The sequence below is a fragment of the Cryptosporangium arvum DSM 44712 genome (genome assembly GCF_000585375.1).
GTDB lineage: Bacteria > Actinomycetota > Actinomycetes > Mycobacteriales > Cryptosporangiaceae > Cryptosporangium > Cryptosporangium arvum.
Genome location: NZ_KK073874.1, coordinates 107,056 through 126,050 on the forward strand (window position 1 = coordinate 107,056; position 18,995 = coordinate 126,050).

The window sequence follows — 18,995 nt, forward strand, 5'->3', positions numbered from 1 at the left end:
CTCTGGTTGTTTCCCGACGTCTTCCCCGACGAGGAGCGATGGTCCCTGAACAGCGCCGCCAGCAAATAGTGACCGCACTGGGAACGCGGGGCATGGTGCGGGCGGACGACCTGGCCAGTCAACTCGGCGTTTCGTTAGAAACCATCCGGCGCGATCTGAACGAGTTGGAACGCCGGGGCGAACTCACCCGGGTCTACGGTGGCGCCACCCGGGCGCCCAAGCAGTCGGAGAGCTGGGACCGGCGGTCCACCTCTCACGTCGCGGCGAAGCGAGCGATCGCTCGTTATGCCGTACGGCTGCTCCAGCCCAACCGCAACGTCTTCTTCGACGTGGGCACGACGGTCTACGAGGCCGCCAAGGCGCTTCCCGGCGACTGGGTGGGCACGATCCTGACCACGAACGGCCACGTGGCGCAGTCCCTCTCCGACCACCCGGGCGTGCGTGTGCAGCTGGCTCCCGGGAACGTCCGGGACGAGGAGCTGTCGGTCTCCGGGCCCGAGGCCGAGCGGATGTTCGAAAAAGGGTACGTGGACGTCGCGTTCGTCGGCGCCGACGGGATCCACCCCCAGGCCGGCCTGACCGGCTGCCACGAGGGCGAGGCGGTGGTCCGGCGGCTCGTGATCGCCCGGAGCTTCGAGAAGTACGTGTTGGCCGACTCCTCGAAGCTCGGCCGCGTCTCCGAGTTCCGGGTGAGCGAGCTGGCGTCGATCACCGCGGTCATCACGGACTCCGACGTGACCAAGGACGTGCTCGACGCCCTGGTCGCACGGGGGCTGCGGGTCCACGTGGCGCCGCCGGTGGCGGTGGATCAACCAGTCTGAAGCTTATTGCCCCATTTGGGTATGCTCGTCATATCTGAGTGGGGGTGACGTTGACGGGCCGGCATCGATCCGCGAGAACCGCGACTCGGGCCGGCGTGCGGCGCCCGGTCGGGTTCACCTCGGCCGGTCTGGCGCTCGGACTGGCGATCCCCTCCGGCGCGCTCGCGGCTCCGTCGGCCACGCCCGACGAGCCCGCGGTCATGCACCTCGTCCAACTCGTCGATGCACCGATCGCCGCCTATCCGGGCGGCCGGTCGGTGCCTGACGGGGTGCTGGACGGCACGCGTCCCCGACGTGGGCAGCGCCTCGGCGTCGACTCCGTTGCCGTTCGTCGTTACCGCGCCTACCTGGACCAACAGCTCCGTGCGGTGCTGAAGCAACTGCCCGGGGTGCGCACGGCCTACGCGTACCGGTGGACGTTCAACGGCTTCGCGGCCGCTCTCACACCCGACCAGGTGGCGGCCGCGCGGCGGCTCCCGGGGGTTCGGTCGGTCACCCGGGACAGCGTCCGCACGCTGGACGGGCTGGAACCGGCCGGAACCACCGAGTTCCTCGGGCTACCCGGACCGACCGGGGCGTGGGAGCGGCTCGACGGGCCCGCGCGGGCGGGCGCGGGCACGGTGATCGGCTTCGTGGACTCCGGTATCTGGTCCGCGCACCCGAGTTTCACGAACCCGCGGCCGGCCGCACCCCGCTATCGGGGCACCTGCGACGCCGGTCGGGTCGTCAAGGACTTCCGGTGCCGGGGCGCGCTCGTCGGAGCCCGGTGGTACCTCAACGGGCTGACGCCGGACGCCGGCGAGCCCCGGTCACCGGCCGACCACGACGGGCACGGCACCCACGCCGCCGCAGTGGCCGCCGGCGCCGCGGACGTCACTGCGAAGTTCGGGCCGCATGAGCTCGGAGCGGTGTCCGGCGTCGCACCGGCCGCCCGGATCGCGGCCTACAAGGCGTGCTGGCAGGTCGACGGAGAGCCGACGTGCGCGGAGTCCGACACCGTGGCGGCGATCGACCAGGCGGTCGCGGACGGCGTCGACGTGCTCAACGTGGCGGTCGACGGTGCGTCCGGAGGTTCGCCGGCCGACGACCCGCTCGCGTCGTCGCTCTACCGGGCCGCCCAGGCCGGCGTGTTCGTCGCCGCCTCGGCCGGGAACGACGGACCCAGCACCCGCACCGCGCACGGCAAGCCCTGGCTGACGAGCGTCGCGGCCGGCACGCACGACCGGGCTCCGGTCGCGGTGGTGCGGCTCGGGGACGGCACACGGCTGAACGGAGCGGGCCTCGGCGCCGGGGTCCCGGCCCGGCCGGTGGTGCCCGGCGGCCAGTGCCGGGAGGGTTCGCTCGACCCTGGGAAGATCCGCGGCCGGATCGTGGTGTGCCTCCGCGGCGGCAACGGGCGCGCCGACAAGAGCGCGGAGGTCGAGCGGGCCGGTGGCGCCGGAATGGTGCTCGCGAACGACGACGCCGACGAGCTCACCGCCGATCGGCACGCGGTGCCGACCGTGAACGTCGACGTGCGGGCCACCGCGAAGCTGCGCGACTACCTGCGTGACCCGCGGGCCAGCGCCGCATTCGAACCGGCCCGGATGCGCCCGAGCGGAGCCCCCCGCCCGGAGGTGGCGGAGTTCTCCTCGCGTGGCCCGGACGGCGACGCGCTCGCGCCCGACCTGATGGCGCCCGGCGTCGACGTCGTCGCGGCGGTGTCCCCGGCCCGCGACGGAGCGATGTTCGGGCTGCGGTCCGGTACGTCGGTGGCCACCGCGCAGGTCTCGGGCGCGGCCGCGCTGCTGCGTGGAGCGCACCCGCGCTGGTCGCCGGCGGCGGTGAAGTCCGCGTTGCTGACCAGCGCGACCGGCGGCGACAACCGGATCAGTACGTCCGGCGGCGAGACCGCAGGTCCGGCCGAGTACGGCGCCGGCGCGCTCGCGGTCGACCGGGCCCTCGACCCGGGCCTGCTCTTCGACTCCTCGGCCGCGGCGACCGCTCCGTACAGCGCGCAGAACACCGCGTCGGTCGTGCTCGGTTCGCTGGCCGGCGTGCGTACCGTCCGCCGGACCGTGACGAACGTCGGCTCCGGCACCGCCCGGTACGTCGCCCGGGTGGACGAGCCGCCCGGGGTGGACGTCGCCGTCTCCCCGGCCGAGCTGACGCTGGAGCCCGGCGCGACCGCCTCGTTCACGGTGACCGTGCACCGCGTCTCCGCCCCCTACGACCAGCTCGCGGCGGGCTCGATCACCTGGTCCGACGGCGTGCACCCGGTGCGGGTCCCGGTCGCCGTGACACCGGTCGTCGTGGCTGCTCCGTCGAGCGTCGAACTCGGCAACTCGCTGACCGTCGTGCCCGGCTTCACCGGGCGGTTGAGCGCACGCATCGCCGGCCCCGTGCCCGCCGTCGGGCACACCACCCGGTTGCGCGTGACGGGCGAGCGGGCCCGGTTCTCCTCGGCCGCGCCGAAGGCCTCCGACCGCGTCGCGCGCTTCACCGTCACGGTGCCGTCGGACACCGCGCTGGCGCGGTTCGCGACCGACGCCCTCGACTACCCGGTCGGCACGGACGTGGACGTCTTCGTCTACCGCGACGGCAAGCGGGTGGGCCGCAGCGGTGGCCCGGCCGCGGACGAACGGATCGACCTGCCGGCACCGGAAGCCGGGCGGTACGACGTCTACGTCCAGCTGGTGGACGCGCCCGGCACCGGAGCGCTACCGGTCCGCCTGGACTCCTACGTCATCGACGACGGCGAGCCGGCCGCCGAGCGGTCGGTGAACGCGGGGACGCCGCTGCGCCTGTCCGGCGTGCCGGCCGAGGGCCCCGGCCGCTGGCTCGGTCAGATCCGCTGGTCCGACGGCGGCACCGGAGAGGCGACGACGCTCGTCAGCGCCGTCGACCGGGTCTTCACCGACGCCCCCGCAGCTGACTGATCGCCGCGCAGAGTTCGGAGCGCGCGCTCAGCTCCGCGCTCACCGGCTCGAGCACCGCGTCCGTGGCCACCTGCTCCACCCGGGCGCGGATCCGCTTACGCGCTTTGGCCGCCTGACGCCGTGCGCCGAGCGCGCCCAGCCGGGCGCTCAGGAAACCGAGGACCAGACCGACGAGCACCCCGCCGAGCAGCATTCCGGTCGGCACGGGGATCCGCCACTCCCACACGTCGACGTCCGGCAACGGCGGTTCGGGCAGTCGGAACCAATCGAGCAGGAAGAGCCCGAGAAGCCACCCCACCCCCGCGACCGCGACCAGCGCCAGCACGTTCTGCAGCAGGCGCACCACACCCCACCAGCGCGGGCGGCGTCCGAGGCCGAGGTCGGCGCCGGCCACGGCCCGGTCGAGCAGGTCGGGGAGCTGGTCCCGGCGGCCGGTCGCGGCGCGGGTGAGCACGCTCGGCCACGGCTGGGGCAGGCCGGCCGTGGTCCGGTCGACGAGGTTGCGCAGCGCGGTGTCCACCCGGGCCTGCTGCACCGCGGAAGGACCCGGGAGCGCGGTGCGGACCAGTTCGTCCTCGGCTTCGCCGGGGGAGAGCCGCGCGCCGGGCAGCCCCAGTCGCGTCGCCGCGCTCGGGCGCACACGCGCCAGCCAGCGGGTCATCGGCCAGCCGGTCGCGGCTCTGGTGCGGCTGCGATGTGTCCGCGCGACCGCCAGCGCGACCGCGTCGGCGCCCGAGGCCTCGGTCAGCGCACCGACCACGGCCGCCCGGTCGGCCCGCTCCACCGCGGGTGTCGCCGACGGTCCGCACGTCGGGCCCAACTCGTCCGCGAGGGCACGCAGGTCGGCGTTCAACCGCCGTACCGACGCCTCGTGCGCGGCCACCGCGTCGGCCAGGCGGGTCCGCAGCGCCGGCAGCCCGTCGGACGTCCGTGCCGAGACCGGCAGCACCGGGACGCCTCCCAGGCCTTCCCGTTCGAGCAGGCCGCGCAGATCGGCCAGCACCTCGTCGCGCCGCGCCGGCGGTACCCGGTCGATCTGGTTGAACGCGACGACCGTGATGTCGGCGTGCGTCCGCAGCGGCTGGAGGTACCGGTCGTGCAGGGCGGAGTCCGCGTATTTCTGCGGGTCGACGACCCAGACGAGCAGGTCGACGAGCTTCACCAGGCGGTCCACCTCGAGCCGGTGGTCCACCTGCACCGAGTCGACGTCGGGCAGGTCGAGCAGCACGAGGCCGGAGAGCGCGTCGGCGCCCTCGTCACCCAGGTGGTGCCGACGCTTCACGCCCAGCCAGTCCAGCAGCGGCGCGGCGCCGTCGGGGTTCCACACCGCGGCCTGCGCCGTCGACGTGACCGGGCGGCGCAGCCCGGTGGCCGCGACGTCGACTCCGACGAGCGCGTTGAACAGCGACGACTTGCCGCTCCCGGTGGTGCCGGCGAGCGCGACGACGGTGTGCTCCGCGCCCAGCCGCAGCCGCTCGGCGGCCTTGCCCGACAACGCGCCCGCGGTCGCCAGCACCGCCGGATCGAGCCGGTCGGCGCCGAGCTCCACCACCCGGTCGAGTGCGCTCAGCCGACGGCTCAGCCCCGATTCGTCGGTAGCCCGTGCCAGCAGCGTCATCGCACCAGCCCCGGCTGCCGCAGGTACGAACGCAGCGCGGACTCGAACTCGGCCAGCGCGGAGCGCAGTGCCGTCACCTGGTCGGTGGCGGGTGCGACGGCGTCCACGAGCGCGTCGAACCGCTGCCGTTCGTCGGTGAGCAACTTCTCGACGGTGTCCAGCAGGTCGTCGCGGGCTCGGGCCGCGAGCGTGCGCACGGCGGCGTCGCCGAAGATCGCCTCCAGCACCTTCTGGCTGACCGCCGACGTCCCGCCCGCGACCACCACCTCGAGCCCTGACAGACCGGCGGTCTGGGCGAAGACCGCGAGCATCAGCACCAGCCCGGCGCCGTTGACACCGAACGACGTCAGCCGCGCGACGCTCCGCCGGTGGCCGCCCTCCTCGCGGACCAGGTCGAGCACGCGTTCCTGCCAGGCCCGGATCTCGTGCTCCAGCCGGGGGCCGAACTCGGCCGACGAGCGGTGCAAGCCGTCGGTGAGCAGCGCGCGCCCGGCCGGGCGGGACCGCCACAGTTCCGTGGTCTGCTCGGCGGCCTGGTCCGACGCGGCCCGCACCAGCGCGTGCAGGTTGCTCTCGACCGCGTGCCCGACCGCTTCGGCCGCGGGCGGCCGGCCGGTGAAGAACGACGTGACGCGGTCACGCAGCTGGCCGATCCGTGCCTCGAGGTTCCGCGTGAACTGGCCGGTGCCGACGAACTCCTGCCAGCGGGCCAGCACCTCGCCGCGGAGCACGGTGCCGCTGCGGACGCCGTCGTCGACGCCGGTGAGCGCGGTCCGGTACCGCTCGAGCGCGGTACCGCGCAGCTCGGCGGCGGCGCGGACCTGGTCGTCGAGGTGGTCGGCCAGGCCGGTGACACGATCGTGCAGGCTGGAGAGCGCCCCGGTGAGCGTCGTGCGGATCACCTGGTCCCGGGCTCCGGCGTCGGCGGCCAGCCCGTCGAGCCAGGTGCGCATCGGTGCGATCGCCTGGTCGGGGATGCGTTTCCCGGTCAGCTCGACCTCCGGGATCGCGAACAGCGCCGCCTCGCCGAGACGTTCCTCGGCCAGCATCGAGCGGAGGTGGTCGCTGATCTCGCCGATGCCCTCCGGCGGGACGCGGTTGAGCACGACCGCGAGTGCGATCGTGCGCTGGGCCGCGGTGTGCAGCAGGTCCCAGGGGACGGCGTCGGCGTAGCGCGCCGCAGTGGTGACGAAGATCCACAGGTCGGCGGCGGCGAGGAGCTGCCCGGCCAGGTCGCGGTTCTCGGCCACGACCGAGTCGATGTCGGGGGGATCCAGCAGCGCGAGCCCCGGTGGCACCGACGGGTGGGGCACCAGCCGGAGGGAGTTCACGGCCTCGGGGCCGGTCGTCCGGGACAGCCCCGGAAGGATCCGGTCGGTTTCGAACCAGCTGACGTCGTCCGGATTGCACACCAGGACCGGGGCGCGCGTGGTGGGCCGTAGCCAGCCCGCCTTCGTCACCTCCGCCCCGACCAGCGTGTTGACGAGCGTCGACTTGCCGGCGCCGGTGGACCCCCCGACCGCCACCAGCATCGGGGCGTCCAGCTGGCGCAACCTCGGTAGCAGGTAGTCGTCGACCTGACCGACGAACTCCGACCGCGACCGGCGCGCGGCCTCGGCGTCGGTCACCGCCAGATCGAGTCGGACCGCGGTCACCGACGTGCGCAGCGCTTCGAGCGCTTCAGCCAACCGCGGACCATCCATGTCCGAGGTAGTGACCGCTCCGCGACCGGCTCAACCACAGCGGGCTACGCTTGTCGACGCGGACGCCAGTCGTCCGTCGGGGAGCTCGGGCAGCCGGGCTGAGAGGGTGGCCACCGCGTCACCGACCCGTCGAACCTGCTCTGGGTAATGCCAGCGGAGGGAGAACCGGCGGCTCGCCGGACCACGCCCGAAGGCTCATTCCCGGTGCTCGAGTCCGGAGGTAACCGGATGCGTGCCCCTCGTTTACTGGCTGCTGTCCTGTTGACCGCCGCCGTCGCAGCCTGTTCGTCGTCGTCCGACAAGGCGGCCACCGACTCGAAGACGGTCACTCTCGTCACCCACGAGTCGTTCGCGGTCAGCGACGAAGTCCTGGCCGCGTTCCAGAAGCAGAGCGGCCTCACGGTCAAGATCCTGCGCAGCGGCGACGCCGGCGCGGTCGTCAACAAAGCCGTGCTCAGCAAGGGCAACCCGCAGGGCGACGTGCTGTTCGGCGTCGACAACACGTTCCTGTCGCGGGCCGTGGGCGCTGGCGTGTTCGCGCCCTACGAGCCGGCCGGTGTCGGCAACGTTCCCACCGCGCTGCAGCAGGGCACCGACGGGAAGGCGAGCGCCGTCGACTACGGCGACGTGTGCGTCAACTACGACAAGGCGTGGTTCACGAAGAAGGGCGTGCAGCCGCCGGCGAGCTACGCCGACCTGATCAAACCCGAGTACAAGAACCTGCTGGTCGTGGAGAACCCGGCGACGTCGTCGCCCGGGCTGGCGTTCGTGCTCGGCAGCATCGCGGTGCAGGGTGAGAGCGGCTGGAAGTCGTACTGGGAGAAGCTCAAGGCCAACGGGGCCCTGGTCGTCGACGGCTGGGAGGAGGCCTACCAGCAGCGCTTCACGGTCGGCTCGCAGGGCAAGGGCGACCGGCCGCTCGTCGTCTCGTACGCGTCCAGCCCGCCGGCCGAGGTCGTCTACGCGGAGAAGAAGCCGAAGGACGCGCCGTCCGGTGTGGTCACCGACACCTGCTTCCGTCAGGTCGAGTACGCGGGCCTGCTCGACGGTGCGGCCAACCCGACCGGTGGCAAGAAGCTGCTCGACTTCCTGCTGTCCCCGGCGTTCCAGAAGGACGTGCCGCTGCAGATGTTCGTGTGGCCTTCGGTGACCGGTACACCGCTGCCGGCCGAGTTCACCAAGTACGCGGCGCTCCCGACCAAGCCGCTGACGCTCCCCGCCGACCAGATCACGAAGAACCGTGAGCCGTGGATCGACGAGTGGACGCAGACGGTGCTCCGCTGAGAACCCGCCTCCTCGCCCTCGTCCCGCTGGCGTTCCTCGGGATCTTCTTCGTCTACCCGGTCGGAACGCTGGTGGCGATCGGCCTGGGGTTCGGGGACCCGATCCCCGGGGTGCCGCGCGGCAGCCTCGGCGACGTCCGCGGGGTGCTGTGGTTCACGGTCTGGCAGGCCGTGGCCTCGACCGTGCTGACGCTCGTCGTGGCCATGCCGGGCGCGGCCGTGCTGGCCCGGTTCCGGCTCCCGGGCAGCGCTCTGATCCGCGCGCTGGTGACGGTCCCGTTCGTGCTGCCGACGGTGGTGGTGGGGGCGGCCTTCCTCGCGTTGATCGGGCCGGACGGGTTGCTCGGCGTCGAACTGGACCGCACGGTCTGGGCGATCCTGGCCGCGCACGTGTTCTTCAACTACGCGGTCGTGGTGCGGATCGTCGGCAGCGTCTGGGCCCAGCTCGACCGGCGCTCGGTGGAGGCGGCCCGGGTGCTCGGCGCGTCCCGCCTCCGGGCGTTCGTGCGGGTGACGCTGCCGGCGCTACGACCCGCGATCGCCGCGGCGTCGACGGTGGTGTTCCTGTTCACGTTCACGTCGTTCGGGATCGTGCAGATCCTCGGCGGGCCGTCGTACGCGACGCTCGAAGTGGAGATCTACCGGCGCACGGTCTACCAGCTGGACCTGTCCGGCGCCGCGGTGCTGTCGATGGTGCAGTTCGTCGCCGTGGCCGTGCTGCTGGCCGTGGATGCCGTGCTGACCGGTCGGCAGCGGGCGGCGCGACTGGTGCCGGCGTCGCCCCGGTCACCGCGGGGCTTCGGCGAGTGGGCGTTCGTCGGCGTCAACCTCATCGTGCTGGTGGGGTTGCTGTTGACGCCGTTGGCGGTGCTGGTAGAGCGGTCGTTCGCGACGTCGGACGGGTACTCCCTGACGTACTGGCGGGCGTTGACCTCGTCGGACGCGTCGAGCGTTCTGCCCGCGCCGGCGCTGGAGACGGTCGGCACGTCGCTGCGGTACGCGGTGACCGCGACGCTGCTGGCCCTCGTGGTCGGTCTCTGTGCCGCGGTCGTGCTGACCCGCCCGGGCCGGCTGCGTGGTGCGTTCGGTCTGCTGCTGATGTTGCCGCTGGGCACGTCGGCCGTGACCGTCGGTTTCGGGTTCCTGGTCGCGCTCGACGAGCCGCCGCTCGACCTGCGTGACTCGGCTCTACTCGTGCCGTTCGCACAGGCGCTGGTGGCGGTGCCGTTCGTCGTCCGCGCCGTGCTGCCGGTGCTCCGGGCGATCGACGACCGGCTCCGGGAGGCCGCCGCGGTGCTCGGCACACCACCGGGGCGGGTGTGGTGGCGGGTGGATCTGCCGCTGGTGTGGCGGTCGCTGGCGGCGGCGGCCGGGTTCGCGTTCGCGATCTCGCTCGGGGAGTTCGGTGCGACCGTGTTCATCGCCCGCGCCGACAACCCGACGATTCCGGTCGCGATCGCCCAGCTGCTGGGGCGCCCGGGTGAGGTCAACGGTGGTCAGGCCATGGCGCTGGCCACGATTCTGATGGTGCTGTGCGCGGCCAGTCTGATCGCGCTCGACCGGCTGCGGCCGGCCGGAGCGGGGGGAGAGTTGTGAGTCTGTCGGTGTCCGGGGTGTCCGTCCGGTTCGGGGCTTTTCCGGCCTTGGTCGACGTCGAGCTGGAGGTCGCGGAGCACGAGGTGGTCGCCGTGCTCGGACCGAGCGGGAGCGGGAAGTCGACGCTGCTGCGGGTGATCGCGGGGCTGCAGGAACCGTCGGCCGGGCGGGTGGTGCTCGACGGCGTCGACGTGACCAGGGTGCCGCCGCACCGGCGGGGCGTCGGGCTGATGTTCCAGGACCACGCGTTGTTCACGCACAAGGACGTGGCCGGGAACATCCGCTTCGGCAACACGCGTGCGGACGTGGCGTCGCTGCTCTCCCTGGTGGGGCTGCCGGACGTGGGGCCCCGTGCGGTGGTCACGCTCTCGGGCGGCGAGCAGCAGCGGGTGGCGCTGGCCCGTGCGCTCGCCCCGTCGCCGAAACTGCTGATGCTCGACGAGCCGCTGGGACAGCTCGACCGGGAACTGCGCGAGCGCCTGGTCGTGGAGCTGCGGCGGCTGTTCGTGCGTCTCGGCACCACGGTTCTGGCGGTCACGCACGATCAGCGTGAGGCGTTCGCGCTGGCGGACCGCGTCGTCGTGATGGCCGGCGGCCGGATCGCCCAGGTGGGCACGCCCCGCGAGGTCTGGGAGCAGCCGGCCTCCGAGTTCGTCGCGCGGTTCCTCGGGTTCACGAACGTGGCTCCGGCGGTGGTTCGTGACGGGGTGGCGGACACGCCGTGGGGAACGGTCGCGGTAGCCGCCGCCGACGGCTCGCACCCCGTTCTCGTCCGGCCCGCCGGTGTGCTGCTCTCGACCGAGGCGGACGACGTCACCGGGGTGGTCGAGGTCGCTACTTTCGCAGGTGAGCGCGTCGACGTGCTGGTGAAGATCGGCGACGCGCCCTCGCTGGAGGCCCACTGTCCGGCGGCGACCGCGCCCGCGGTCGGCGAGACCGTGTCAGTCCGCCTCGACCCGGCTCAGACCGTCGTTCTTCCGCGCAATTCGTCCGAGTGACGGGTGCGCGTCAGTTCCGGCGACATAACCCGGCATCGTTTGTACCGTCCGTGGTCATGGGACCATTCGCTGAACAGCACGTGAACGACACCGAGGATGAGTTGCCATCCGATCACGCAAGCGGGCCGAGCACCGCTGAGCTGCTGGAGACCGGTGAGCCCGCGGAGGCGACGATCGTGGCGAGCGGCTCGCTCGGCATGCGGAGCCCGTACGGGGCCAGCTTGTACGAGTTCGTACTCAACGTGACCCGTTCCGACGCCGAGGCGTACGAGGTTCGGATCGGAAACCCGGTGCCGCCGGCCGCGGTGCCGCTGACGTTCCCCGGCGCGCAGGTGGCCGTCCGGGTGCTGCCGGCGAACCCCGGCGCGGTCGCGATCGACTGGGAAGCCACGCTGGCTGCGGTCCAGCGGCCCGCATGAACGTCGTCGTCTAGGTCCCATACGGCGGCCGCATCCAGCCCGGCGCGGTGCGCGCCGGGCCATCCGCGTGTTCAGCTCCGGACGAAGCCCGGGGCCCGGTGCAGGGCCAGGCGGGTCGGGGTGCGCTCGGGCGCCCTCTTCTGGACGAACGCTCGGCGGGCGGCGTCGAAGCCCTGCCGGTCGTCGAACATGTCCTGGGCCATCTCGCCGAGCTCACGCGCCTCGTAGGCGTCCAGCGGCTTCGCGCTGAGGTCCCGCTCGAGGACGTCGACCTTGTGCCGCAGCGTGCGCTCGCGCAGCGTCCGATCACGATAACGACGCGCGACGTCGTGCAGCCATCCGCCGAACGCGGCGAGGTCCCGCGGCCCGATCTCGTCGACGAGCCCGAGCTTCTTCGCCTGGGCCGTACCGACCGGCAGCTTCTCGCTGAGCAGCCGCTTCGCCGCGTCGGGGCCGACCCGCCTCGGCAGCGTGTAGGTGTGCAGCTCCGACCCGGTCAGCCCCATCTCGTAGAACGGGTTCAGCACGACCCCCTCGCGCGCCACGACCAGATCCGCACCGAGCGGCAACATCACCCCGCCGGCGCCCGCGTTGCCGCTGAACGCGGCGATCGTCACCTGCCCGCGACAGTTCACCAGCTCACGACAGACGTCGTTGATCGCGGTGATGTTCGCCCAGGCCTCGGCGGCCGGGTTCGCGGCGGCCTCGATGCGATTGAGATGGATGCCGTTGCAGAACGGACCGCTTCCCCCACGCAACACGATCGCGGTGGTGTCCTGCCGGGCCGCGTGACGCAGCGCGTGCAGGGCCTGGTTGCACGCCTCGGTGGAGAGCGCGCCGTTGTAGCAGTCCAGCACCACGTAGCCGACGTCGTCCCGGCGCACGTAATGGACCCGTCCGGGGCCGGGGTCGTTCGGCGACTTCGACGTGCTCGGAAGGTGCCCGTCGAGAACGACGGTGGCGGGCAACTTCACGCTGCGCTCGGCGTCGCCCAGGGCTTTCAGATGCCCCAGCCAGACGCTACCGGTGCCGGCCGCGACGAGGACCGCACCGTCGCGGGACGCGACGACCGAGCCGGGTGGGTCCGACCGGGACGGACCCACGTACGCGTCGAACGCCCAGACCGCGACGCCGGCGATCTCGGTGCGCACGCCCGGCGCACCGTCGGCGGCGCGGATCTTCCGGACGATGGCCTCGGCGGGGTCGCTCCACGAGAACGCGCGGTCGGTCTGGCGCATCGTCGGGCGCACGACGGTCTTGGCCAGTTGCTCCGGGGGCGTGGGGCGGAAGTCGGTGGTCGCGAGCTTGGTGAGGAGTTCGTCGACGCAGCTCATCGCCGCGTCGGCTACCGGGCCGTTGTACAGCGCGGACTTCGTGGGCGGGTCTTTGGGGAGGGGGAACGTCCGGCTGGCCCAGACCGGGCCGGCGTCCATCTCCTCGACGGCCTGGAGCGCGGTCACGCCCCACGCGCGCTTTCCCTCGGTGACTGCCCAGTCGAGGCTGGACGGGCCTCGATCACCCACCGGACCTGGGTGGATGATCACCGTGGTCCATTTTTGCCAGACTTCGGTGGGGACGCGTTCCTTGAGGAACGGGCAGAGGATCAGGTGCGGGTCGGCGCGCCGAGCCGCGTCGGCGATCGACTCCGCGTCGCGGGCGAATTCGACGGCCACGGTGTGACCGCGGTCCCGCAGTTCGCACCAGACGCGCTGCGTCAGCCCGTTGAACGAGGAGACGAGCAGCAGGATCCGTAACGACTGCGGGGATTGTTCTTCTCGGCGTGGCGGGCGACTGTTGCTTCTTCTACGGAAAGTAAGCAGAAGACTACGCATGCGGGCTAGTGTGCACTGTTGTCCGATGCCGTGGGGGGCGCTGCCCTGACCTGCGGCAACGCCCCCTTCGCACTAATTAACGCCGGTAGTTCAGGGCGCCAGCACCTCGTCGACGAAGCACCATTTCCAACTCTCGCCCGGCTCGGCCGACTGAACCACGGGGTGCTTCTCGTCGTGGAAGTGGCCGCTCGCGTGCTTGCCCGGCGACGAGTCGCAACAGCCGACATGTCCGCATTCTTGGCAAGTGCGCAGGTGGACCCAGCGCCCGCCAACCTTGAGACACTCTTCGCAGCCGTTCGCCCGGGGGGCGGTCTCTTTCGATTCGGCGATATGTGTGCAGATTGCCAATGTGCCTCCTTGATCGCGTCTCCATTGTTCCCGGTCGGCGTGCACGATGGTGGGCGTGCATTTCGAGACCACAGACCTGATGGCAGTGTTCGGGTTGATCATCGGTGCTGCGACCGTCGCCGGGGCGGCGCGCAAGCTCCGGATCTCACCCCCGATCCTGCTCGTGCTGGTGGGCCTGGCAGTGTCCTACCTGCCGGGCATCCCCGACTACACGCTGAACCCCGAGATCATCCTCGCGTTGTTCCTGCCGCCGCTGCTCTACTCGGCGGCGTGGCGGAGCTCGTCGCGCGGATTCCGGCTCAACAAGCGACCGATCCTGTTGATGTCGGTCGGGTACACGCTGTTCAGCACCGTGCTGGTGGCGCTCGTCGCGTACTGGCTCATCCCGTCGATGCCGCTCGCCGCGGCCTTCGCGCTGGGAGCGATCATCGCGCCGCCGGACGCCGTCGCGGCCACCGCGGTGGGACGCGAGCTCGGCATGCAGCGGCGGTACCTGCAGGTGCTGCAGGGCGAGAGCCTGGTGAACGACGCCACCGCGCTGACCGCGTACCGGGCGGCGGTAGCGGCCGCGGCCGGTGGCATCACGCTGCTCGAAGGCGGCGGCATCTTCGTGGCCGCGGCCGGCGGCGGCGTCGTACTCGGCGGGCTGTTCGGGTTCCTGCTGCGCGAGGTGCGGCGGCGGGTCACCTCGGCGGTGCTGGAGAACACGCTGAACCTGGTCGTGCCGTTCGCGGTCTACCTGGCGGCGGAGAGCGTCCACGCGTCCGGTGTGCTGGCCGTCGTCATCACCGGCCTGTACCTCGGCAACACCGCGACCGACACGTCCCCCCAGGCCCGGCTGCAGGCCGAGTCGAGCTGGGAGGTCATCGACTTCGTCCTGGAATCGATCGTGTTCGCGCTGATCGGTCTGCAGCTGCCCGCGGTCATCGCCGAGCTCGAAGGGCAGAACGTCGCGTCGGTGGCGTGGTGGTCGTTGGCCGTGCTCCTGGTGACGATCGCCGGACGGTTCATCTGGGTGTTCTCGTCGTCGTACCTGATTCGGTTCTTCTCTCCCGCCGTGCGGGCCCGGACACCCTCGCCGTACTGGCCGACGCCGACGGTTTCGTCGTGGGCGGGGATGCGTGGCGTCGTCTCGTTGGCGGCGGCGTTCGCGCTCGCTCACGACTTCCCGGCGCGAGGGCTGATCCTGTGGCTGACGTTCGTGGTCGTGTTCGGGACGCTGGTGATCCAAGGGCTGACGCTGCCCGGGTTGATCCGGCGGCTCGGGGTCGGTGGCACCGACGACATGAGCGACCGGCTCGCCGAGGCCAACGCGCAGCACCAGGCCGCGCGGGCGGCGACCGAGCGGTTGGACTCGCTTGTCTCTTCCGCGCCACATCCGCCGTCCGATCAGGTCGTCGGCTTGCTCCGCCACTACTCCGAATACCGGGCGAACAGTGCGTGGGAGCGGCTCGGTGGAGGGCTGTCGCACGGGGGCAAGGAGACGCCGGGGGCGGCATTCCGGCGGCTCCGGCAGGAGATGCTGCAGGCGCAGCGGGAGACGTTCATGCGCTTGCGGCAAGTGGGGGAGCTGGACGACGAAGTGATGCGCGAGATGGTGCGGGAGTTGGATCTCGAGGAGACGATGCTGGATCGGCACGGTGAGGATCCGGAGCCGAAGGGGCACAAGCCGCCGGTGACTTCCGGTGATTCTTCGGGGTCTTCCGGTGGTTCTTCGGGGTCTTCCGGTGATTCGGAGGCGCCGGCTGAGGGCGCTGGTGGTGGGGCGGCCGGGGATCGGCGTGGGGTGGCTGACCCGACGGCGTCGCCGGCTGCGGCGGCGGACGGGACCAACCCGGAGTGACCGCACCGAATCGGGGTCATTTCCGCGGAGATGACCCCGATTCGGGGGTGGTCACTCGGGAGCGGGCGGGAGCGCGAGCGGCTGGCGGTGCGCCGAGTAGTAGTTGACGGCGTCCTGAGCGAGCTTCTTCGTCGCCGACGAGTTCGCGATCGCCCCCAGCGGCACACCGGCGAACGGCACGAACTTCATCGCCATCTTCTTCGCCGCAGCGAGCCCGGCCATGCGCGCGAGCTGCCACGCCAACTCGGTGTAGGCCCGACCGGCCCCGGACCCGAAATTACGCACCCGCTCCGGCAGGTGCTGCGCCAACGCCGAAGGCTCCTGCTGCCGACGAGCCACCTCGACGGCGGTGCGAGCGGCGTCGAGCTTCGTCTGCAACCCGCGGATGACGAGCAGCTCCGCGGCCCGGTCCGGATGCGTCGGGTCGTACCCGAGCGCAGCGGCGATGTGCAGCACCATCCGAGCCTGGTTCCACGCCAGCACCCCGACGTCGAACACCGCGCCGACCGCCCCGGCCGCGCCGGCCGCGGCCCCGGAGTAGCGGCTCAGCCGCACGAACCGCGTGCGGATCACCGGTACCCACACGTGGTCGGGCACGTACGGGTGAGCGGCCCGGGTCCGAGCCATCCACAGCGCAGCCTCCGGCCCGAACTTGTCGACGGCCGCGAGCACGAGGTGTTCCGGGGCGTGGGAGGGGTCGTTCTTCATGCGGGCCAGGAGGTTGGGAGGGAGTGCGCTGGGGGTTTCGCCGGCCCCGGCGGAGGCTTCAGCAGCGTCGAGCGTCATGCCGGCCGGGACGGCCGCGATGTCGTCCGCCGAGGTGGGTCGGCCGGCCGGGTTGGTGGGGGCCGCGGATCCCGCAGCGGGTGGCGCTTCCGGAGGGAGTGGCGCCGCGGAGTCGGAGGGCGCTGCCGGCGCAGATGCCGCTGCCGGGGCGGGCGGTGTGGGGTTCACCATCAGAGCGGTCTCGGCCTCGGCGCCGGCACCCCAGGACGGAGCACTGGGGACGGCGCCCTCGTTCACCTTGCGCTCACCCCGCTCCGGCGCCTGAGCGGTACCCGGGGCAGGCTCTGTCGGGCTCGACTCGAACACCGGAGCCGTCGGCGCATGAGCCACCCGGACCCGCGTCGGTGTGGCGCCCGGAGACGCAACCTCGCTCGGCGACTCCGCTTCGGCGCCTTGCTCAGTCGTCGCCGCCACCGAGTCCATGGGCTCGGTGGCATCCGTCGCCGGAGCCTGCGGAGGGGTCGGAGCCTGCGGGGGAAGCGGCGGTGTCCGGTCGTCGACAGGCAGCACCCGCGTAGGTGCGGACGACCGAGGAACCGTAGGCACCTCGTCCACAGGCAGCATCTTCGTCGCATCGAGCGGCTGCGGCCCCTCGGACTCGGGCAGCACACGGGTGGCGTCGGGGGCAGCGGGCTCAGGGCGGCGCGGGGTGTCGTCCATAGCACTTACGAGCGTACGTACCCAGGTCGAGCCACCGCTCGCACTTCCCGCCGCGCGCACCCACGTACTGCTTTGCCCCGCGTGATCCGGTCCCTGTATTCTCTGACCTCGGTGGCCTGCCAGGCCCCCGGGGAGGCTTCGCCTAGTCCGGTCTATGGCGCCGCACTGCTAATGCGGTTTGGGGTTTACCCCCCATCGAGGGTTCAAATCCCTCAGCCTCCGCTCCCAACCAGCCCGTATGCGCTCCGGCGTATGCGGGCTGTTTCGCGTTCGGGGCGCATCCGCCCAGCTGCGATCGATGGACACCGTCACCGTGCCAGTTCGCGGAGCCCTTTGACAGCGGCTCCGTGCCGAGCTGATGAACGGCCCCTAGAGGAGCGCCTCGCTGAGGACAACGCTGGTTCGGCCAGGAGCAACGCCAGCGCGCAGAGTGTCAGCAAGGCGCCGAGCAAGGCCGTGCTGTGCACCCCGACAATCGGCAGAAGAACACCACCTAGCAGCGCTCCAGCGGTGATGCCGAGGTTGAACGCGGTCGACGTTCCCGCCGACGCCAACACCGACGCGCCCGGTGCCACCTGCAAGACCCGCACTCCGAGCGCGGCCGCCCAGCCCGTCAGCGCCAACCCGCCCAGCGCGACGGCGACGACGGCCACGCTCGTGGCGTCGCCCGAGAAGTAGTGCAGGGTGAGGGCTACCGCCTGCAGAACCACCATCGCCACCATCGTGGGCCAGACTCCGCGGTCGACGACCAGCCCCACGATCGCGACGCCGATCACGCCGGCGATGCCGCGGACGAAGAGCAACGGGCCGATCGTTTCCGGGGCGAAGCCGTTGACGTCGGTCAGGTACTCGGTGATGTACGTGAACGCGACGAACGAGCCGGTCACCACCAGGGCGGTGGAGCCCATGATCACCCAGAACCGGCCGGCGTCGGGTTCGGTGCCGCGGGCCGCGGAGGAAGCCGACGCCGGGGAGAGCGGGAGGAGGAGCGCCACCGAAACGAGCAACACCAGGCTGAGGACGCTCACCGCGAGGAACGCGATCGGCCAGCCGGCCTGCTGACCCAGCCACGCGCCGATCGGTACGCCCAGCACCGCGGCGAGCGAGCTACCGCCGGACAGGGCCGACACCGCGCGGCCGCGGAGACGTTCGGAGAACAGGGCGGCGGCGGTCGGCGTGACGATCGACCAGAACAGCGCCTGGCTCAGCGCCGTGAGCAGGCGGGCCCCGAGCAGCACCCAGTACGCCGTGGCCAGCGCGGACACCAGCGTCGTGACGACGAGCAGAGCGAGCAGCACGACGAGCACCCGTTTCGGGGGCCATCGCCGGGTCACCGCCGCGAGTGGAACGGACGTCGCGACCACCACGAACCCGTACGCGGTCACCAGCATCCCCACCGCTGACGGGGACACGTCGAGGTCGCGGGACATCAGTGGCATCAGCCCGATGGGCATGGACTCCACCGTCACGTACACGAAAGTCGAGAAGGACAGTGCGATCAGGGCGCTGATTGCCTTCGTCATGTATCCGGTGTAACACGTTTCAGTGGTAGCGTAAACACATGATTCGAATCGTGGGAGGGCACGTCGCGCTCGACCTCGTCAACACCGTCGAGCCGCGGGTGCCCGGTGCGACCGATTTCCGCGAGCACCTGAACACCCCGGCGGAGCTGCTCGCGTGGGGTGTGCGCGTCGGGTTGCTCGAGGAGCCGGAGGCGGAGCAGGTCCGCGTGGCCTGGGGCGCGTCGACGGCGGCCGGCTCGCAGGCACTACATGCTTCGGTCGAGGTACGGGAAGCGACGTACGACGTCTTACTCGCCGTGCTCGGTGTCCGGGCGGACGCCTCACCGCAGCTCGACGCGCTCGGAGTGCGGTGGTCGGCGGCGACCGCGCGGTCGGGGTTGGTGCTGCGACCGGGCGAGCCCGTGTACCTCGACGTCGGCACGAACCCGGCCACGCTGGTGCAGGACCGGCTCGTCACCGCGGCGGTGGAGCTCCTGCGCACGGTGGAACCCCGGCAGCTCCGCGCGTGCCCGCTCGATCAGGGCGGGTGCGGGTGGCTCTTCCTGGACCGCAGCAAGAACGGGTCGCGTCGCTGGTGCGCGATGGAGGACTGCGGCGTACGGGCGAAATCCCGGCGCTTGACGGCGCGTCGCCGAGCTACCACCTAA

Annotated in this window: 14 protein-coding genes, 1 tRNA gene and 1 riboswitch; of the genes, 9 read left to right on the plus strand and 6 right to left on the minus strand. The window is 71.9% G+C overall.

Annotated elements, in window-relative coordinates; genetic code table 11:
- Window positions 1-38: 38 nt before the first annotated feature.
- Both CRYAR_RS00510 and CRYAR_RS00515 read left to right on the plus strand, forming a co-directional pair.
- Entirely contained in the window at window positions 39-821 is a 783-nt protein-coding gene (locus tag CRYAR_RS00510; RefSeq protein WP_084699837.1) for a DeoR/GlpR family DNA-binding transcription regulator, read from the plus strand.
- A gap of 95 nt (window positions 822-916) precedes the next feature.
- The gene (locus CRYAR_RS00515) at window positions 917-3,739 is read left to right on the plus strand and encodes a S8 family serine peptidase (protein WP_051569537.1); all 2,823 of its coding nucleotides are present in this window, start codon (window positions 917-919) and stop codon (window positions 3,737-3,739) included.
- Here CRYAR_RS00515 and CRYAR_RS00520 read toward each other — a convergent pair.
- Both CRYAR_RS00520 and CRYAR_RS00525 read right to left on the minus strand, forming a co-directional pair.
- Window positions 3,714-5,357, minus strand: a complete 1,644-nt coding sequence (locus tag CRYAR_RS00520) for a GTPase (RefSeq protein ID WP_051569538.1) — start codon at window positions 5,355-5,357, stop codon at window positions 3,714-3,716. The two genes, CRYAR_RS00515 and CRYAR_RS00520, sit on opposite strands and share 26 nt — an antisense overlap.
- Complete coding sequence (locus tag CRYAR_RS00525; protein WP_211247200.1) at window positions 5,354-7,045, minus strand: GTPase family protein; 1,692 nt, start codon at window positions 7,043-7,045, stop codon at window positions 5,354-5,356. Before CRYAR_RS00525 ends, CRYAR_RS00520 begins: the two co-directional genes overlap by 4 nt.
- Window positions 7,046-7,127: 82 nt before the next feature.
- A riboswitch (TPP riboswitch) is annotated at window positions 7,128-7,241 on the plus strand.
- Window positions 7,242-7,288: 47 nt separating this feature from the next.
- Here CRYAR_RS00525 and CRYAR_RS00530 point away from each other — a divergent pair.
- Genes CRYAR_RS00530 through CRYAR_RS00545 form a run of 4 tightly spaced genes read left to right on the plus strand, consistent with a single transcriptional unit; the run spans window position 7,289 to window position 11,356 of the window.
- The gene (locus CRYAR_RS00530; RefSeq protein WP_051571859.1) at window positions 7,289-8,344 is read left to right on the plus strand and encodes a thiamine ABC transporter substrate-binding protein; all 1,056 of its coding nucleotides are present in this window, start codon (window positions 7,289-7,291) and stop codon (window positions 8,342-8,344) included.
- The gene (locus CRYAR_RS00535; protein ID WP_211247201.1) at window positions 8,320-9,939 is read left to right on the plus strand and encodes an ABC transporter permease; all 1,620 of its coding nucleotides are present in this window, start codon (window positions 8,320-8,322) and stop codon (window positions 9,937-9,939) included. The genes CRYAR_RS00530 and CRYAR_RS00535 overlap by 25 nt, the downstream gene beginning before the upstream one ends.
- The gene (locus CRYAR_RS00540) at window positions 9,936-10,937 is read left to right on the plus strand and encodes an ABC transporter ATP-binding protein (RefSeq protein WP_035847528.1); all 1,002 of its coding nucleotides are present in this window, start codon (window positions 9,936-9,938) and stop codon (window positions 10,935-10,937) included. The genes CRYAR_RS00535 and CRYAR_RS00540 overlap by 4 nt, the downstream gene beginning before the upstream one ends.
- 56 nt (window positions 10,938-10,993) lie before the next feature.
- Window positions 10,994-11,356 (plus strand): DUF3592 domain-containing protein, encoded by a 363-nt coding sequence (locus tag CRYAR_RS00545; RefSeq protein ID WP_157017184.1) that lies wholly within the window; start codon window positions 10,994-10,996, stop codon window positions 11,354-11,356.
- A gap of 71 nt (window positions 11,357-11,427) precedes the next feature.
- Here CRYAR_RS00545 and CRYAR_RS00550 read toward each other — a convergent pair whose 3' ends face one another.
- Together CRYAR_RS00550 and CRYAR_RS44790 are read right to left on the minus strand one after the other, a co-directional pair.
- The gene (locus tag CRYAR_RS00550; RefSeq protein ID WP_211247202.1) at window positions 11,428-13,029 is read right to left on the minus strand and encodes an enoyl-CoA hydratase-related protein; all 1,602 of its coding nucleotides are present in this window, start codon (window positions 13,027-13,029) and stop codon (window positions 11,428-11,430) included.
- 249 nt (window positions 13,030-13,278) lie between these two features.
- Window positions 13,279-13,536 (minus strand): UBP-type zinc finger domain-containing protein, encoded by a 258-nt coding sequence (locus tag CRYAR_RS44790; protein ID WP_245620360.1) that lies wholly within the window; start codon window positions 13,534-13,536, stop codon window positions 13,279-13,281.
- Between the two features lie 55 nt (window positions 13,537-13,591).
- Here CRYAR_RS44790 and CRYAR_RS00560 point away from each other — a divergent pair, with 55 nt between their 5' ends.
- Entirely contained in the window at window positions 13,592-15,379 is a 1,788-nt protein-coding gene (locus CRYAR_RS00560; protein WP_245620361.1) for a Na+/H+ antiporter, read from the plus strand.
- A gap of 51 nt (window positions 15,380-15,430) precedes the next feature.
- Here the strand turns inward: CRYAR_RS00560 and CRYAR_RS00565 are convergent, their stop codons facing one another.
- Window positions 15,431-16,087: an EcsC family protein gene (locus tag CRYAR_RS00565; RefSeq protein ID WP_211247203.1), complete on the minus strand. Its 657-nt coding sequence runs from the start codon at window positions 16,085-16,087 to the stop codon at window positions 15,431-15,433.
- A gap of 869 nt (window positions 16,088-16,956) precedes the next feature.
- Between CRYAR_RS00565 and CRYAR_RS00570 the strand changes: the two genes are divergently transcribed.
- Window positions 16,957-17,047 (plus strand) — tRNA-Ser (locus CRYAR_RS00570).
- An 86-nt stretch (window positions 17,048-17,133) separates the two neighbouring features.
- Here the strand turns inward: CRYAR_RS00570 and CRYAR_RS00575 are convergent.
- Complete coding sequence (locus CRYAR_RS00575; RefSeq protein ID WP_035847535.1) at window positions 17,134-18,348, minus strand: MFS transporter; 1,215 nt, start codon at window positions 18,346-18,348, stop codon at window positions 17,134-17,136.
- Window positions 18,349-18,386: 38 nt separating this feature from the next.
- Between CRYAR_RS00575 and CRYAR_RS00580 the strand changes: the two genes are divergently transcribed.
- Window positions 18,387-18,995 carry a CGNR zinc finger domain-containing protein gene (locus CRYAR_RS00580; protein WP_084699845.1) on the plus strand — a complete coding sequence of 203 codons (609 nt, stop codon included), beginning with the start codon at window positions 18,387-18,389 and terminating at the stop codon, window positions 18,993-18,995.

Bases quoted from the DNA above. Each gene is read 5' to 3' on its own strand.
- CRYAR_RS00510 (WP_084699837.1), top strand. From the start codon at position 39: ATGGTCCCTGAACAGCGCCGCCAGCAAATAGTGACCGCACTGGGAACG.
- CRYAR_RS00520 (WP_051569538.1), bottom strand. From the start codon at position 5,357: ATGACGCTGCTGGCACGGGCTACCGACGAATCGGGGCTGAGCCGTCGG.
- CRYAR_RS00530 (WP_051571859.1), top strand. From the start codon at position 7,289: ATGCGTGCCCCTCGTTTACTGGCTGCTGTCCTGTTGACCGCCGCCGTC.
- CRYAR_RS00545 (WP_157017184.1), top strand. From the start codon at position 10,994: ATGGGACCATTCGCTGAACAGCACGTGAACGACACCGAGGATGAGTTG.
- CRYAR_RS00565 (WP_211247203.1), bottom strand. From the start codon at position 16,087: ATGAAGAACGACCCCTCCCACGCCCCGGAACACCTCGTGCTCGCGGCC.
- CRYAR_RS00575 (WP_035847535.1), bottom strand. From the start codon at position 18,348: ATGACGAAGGCAATCAGCGCCCTGATCGCACTGTCCTTCTCGACTTTC.
- CRYAR_RS00580 (WP_084699845.1), top strand. From the start codon at position 18,387: ATGATTCGAATCGTGGGAGGGCACGTCGCGCTCGACCTCGTCAACACC.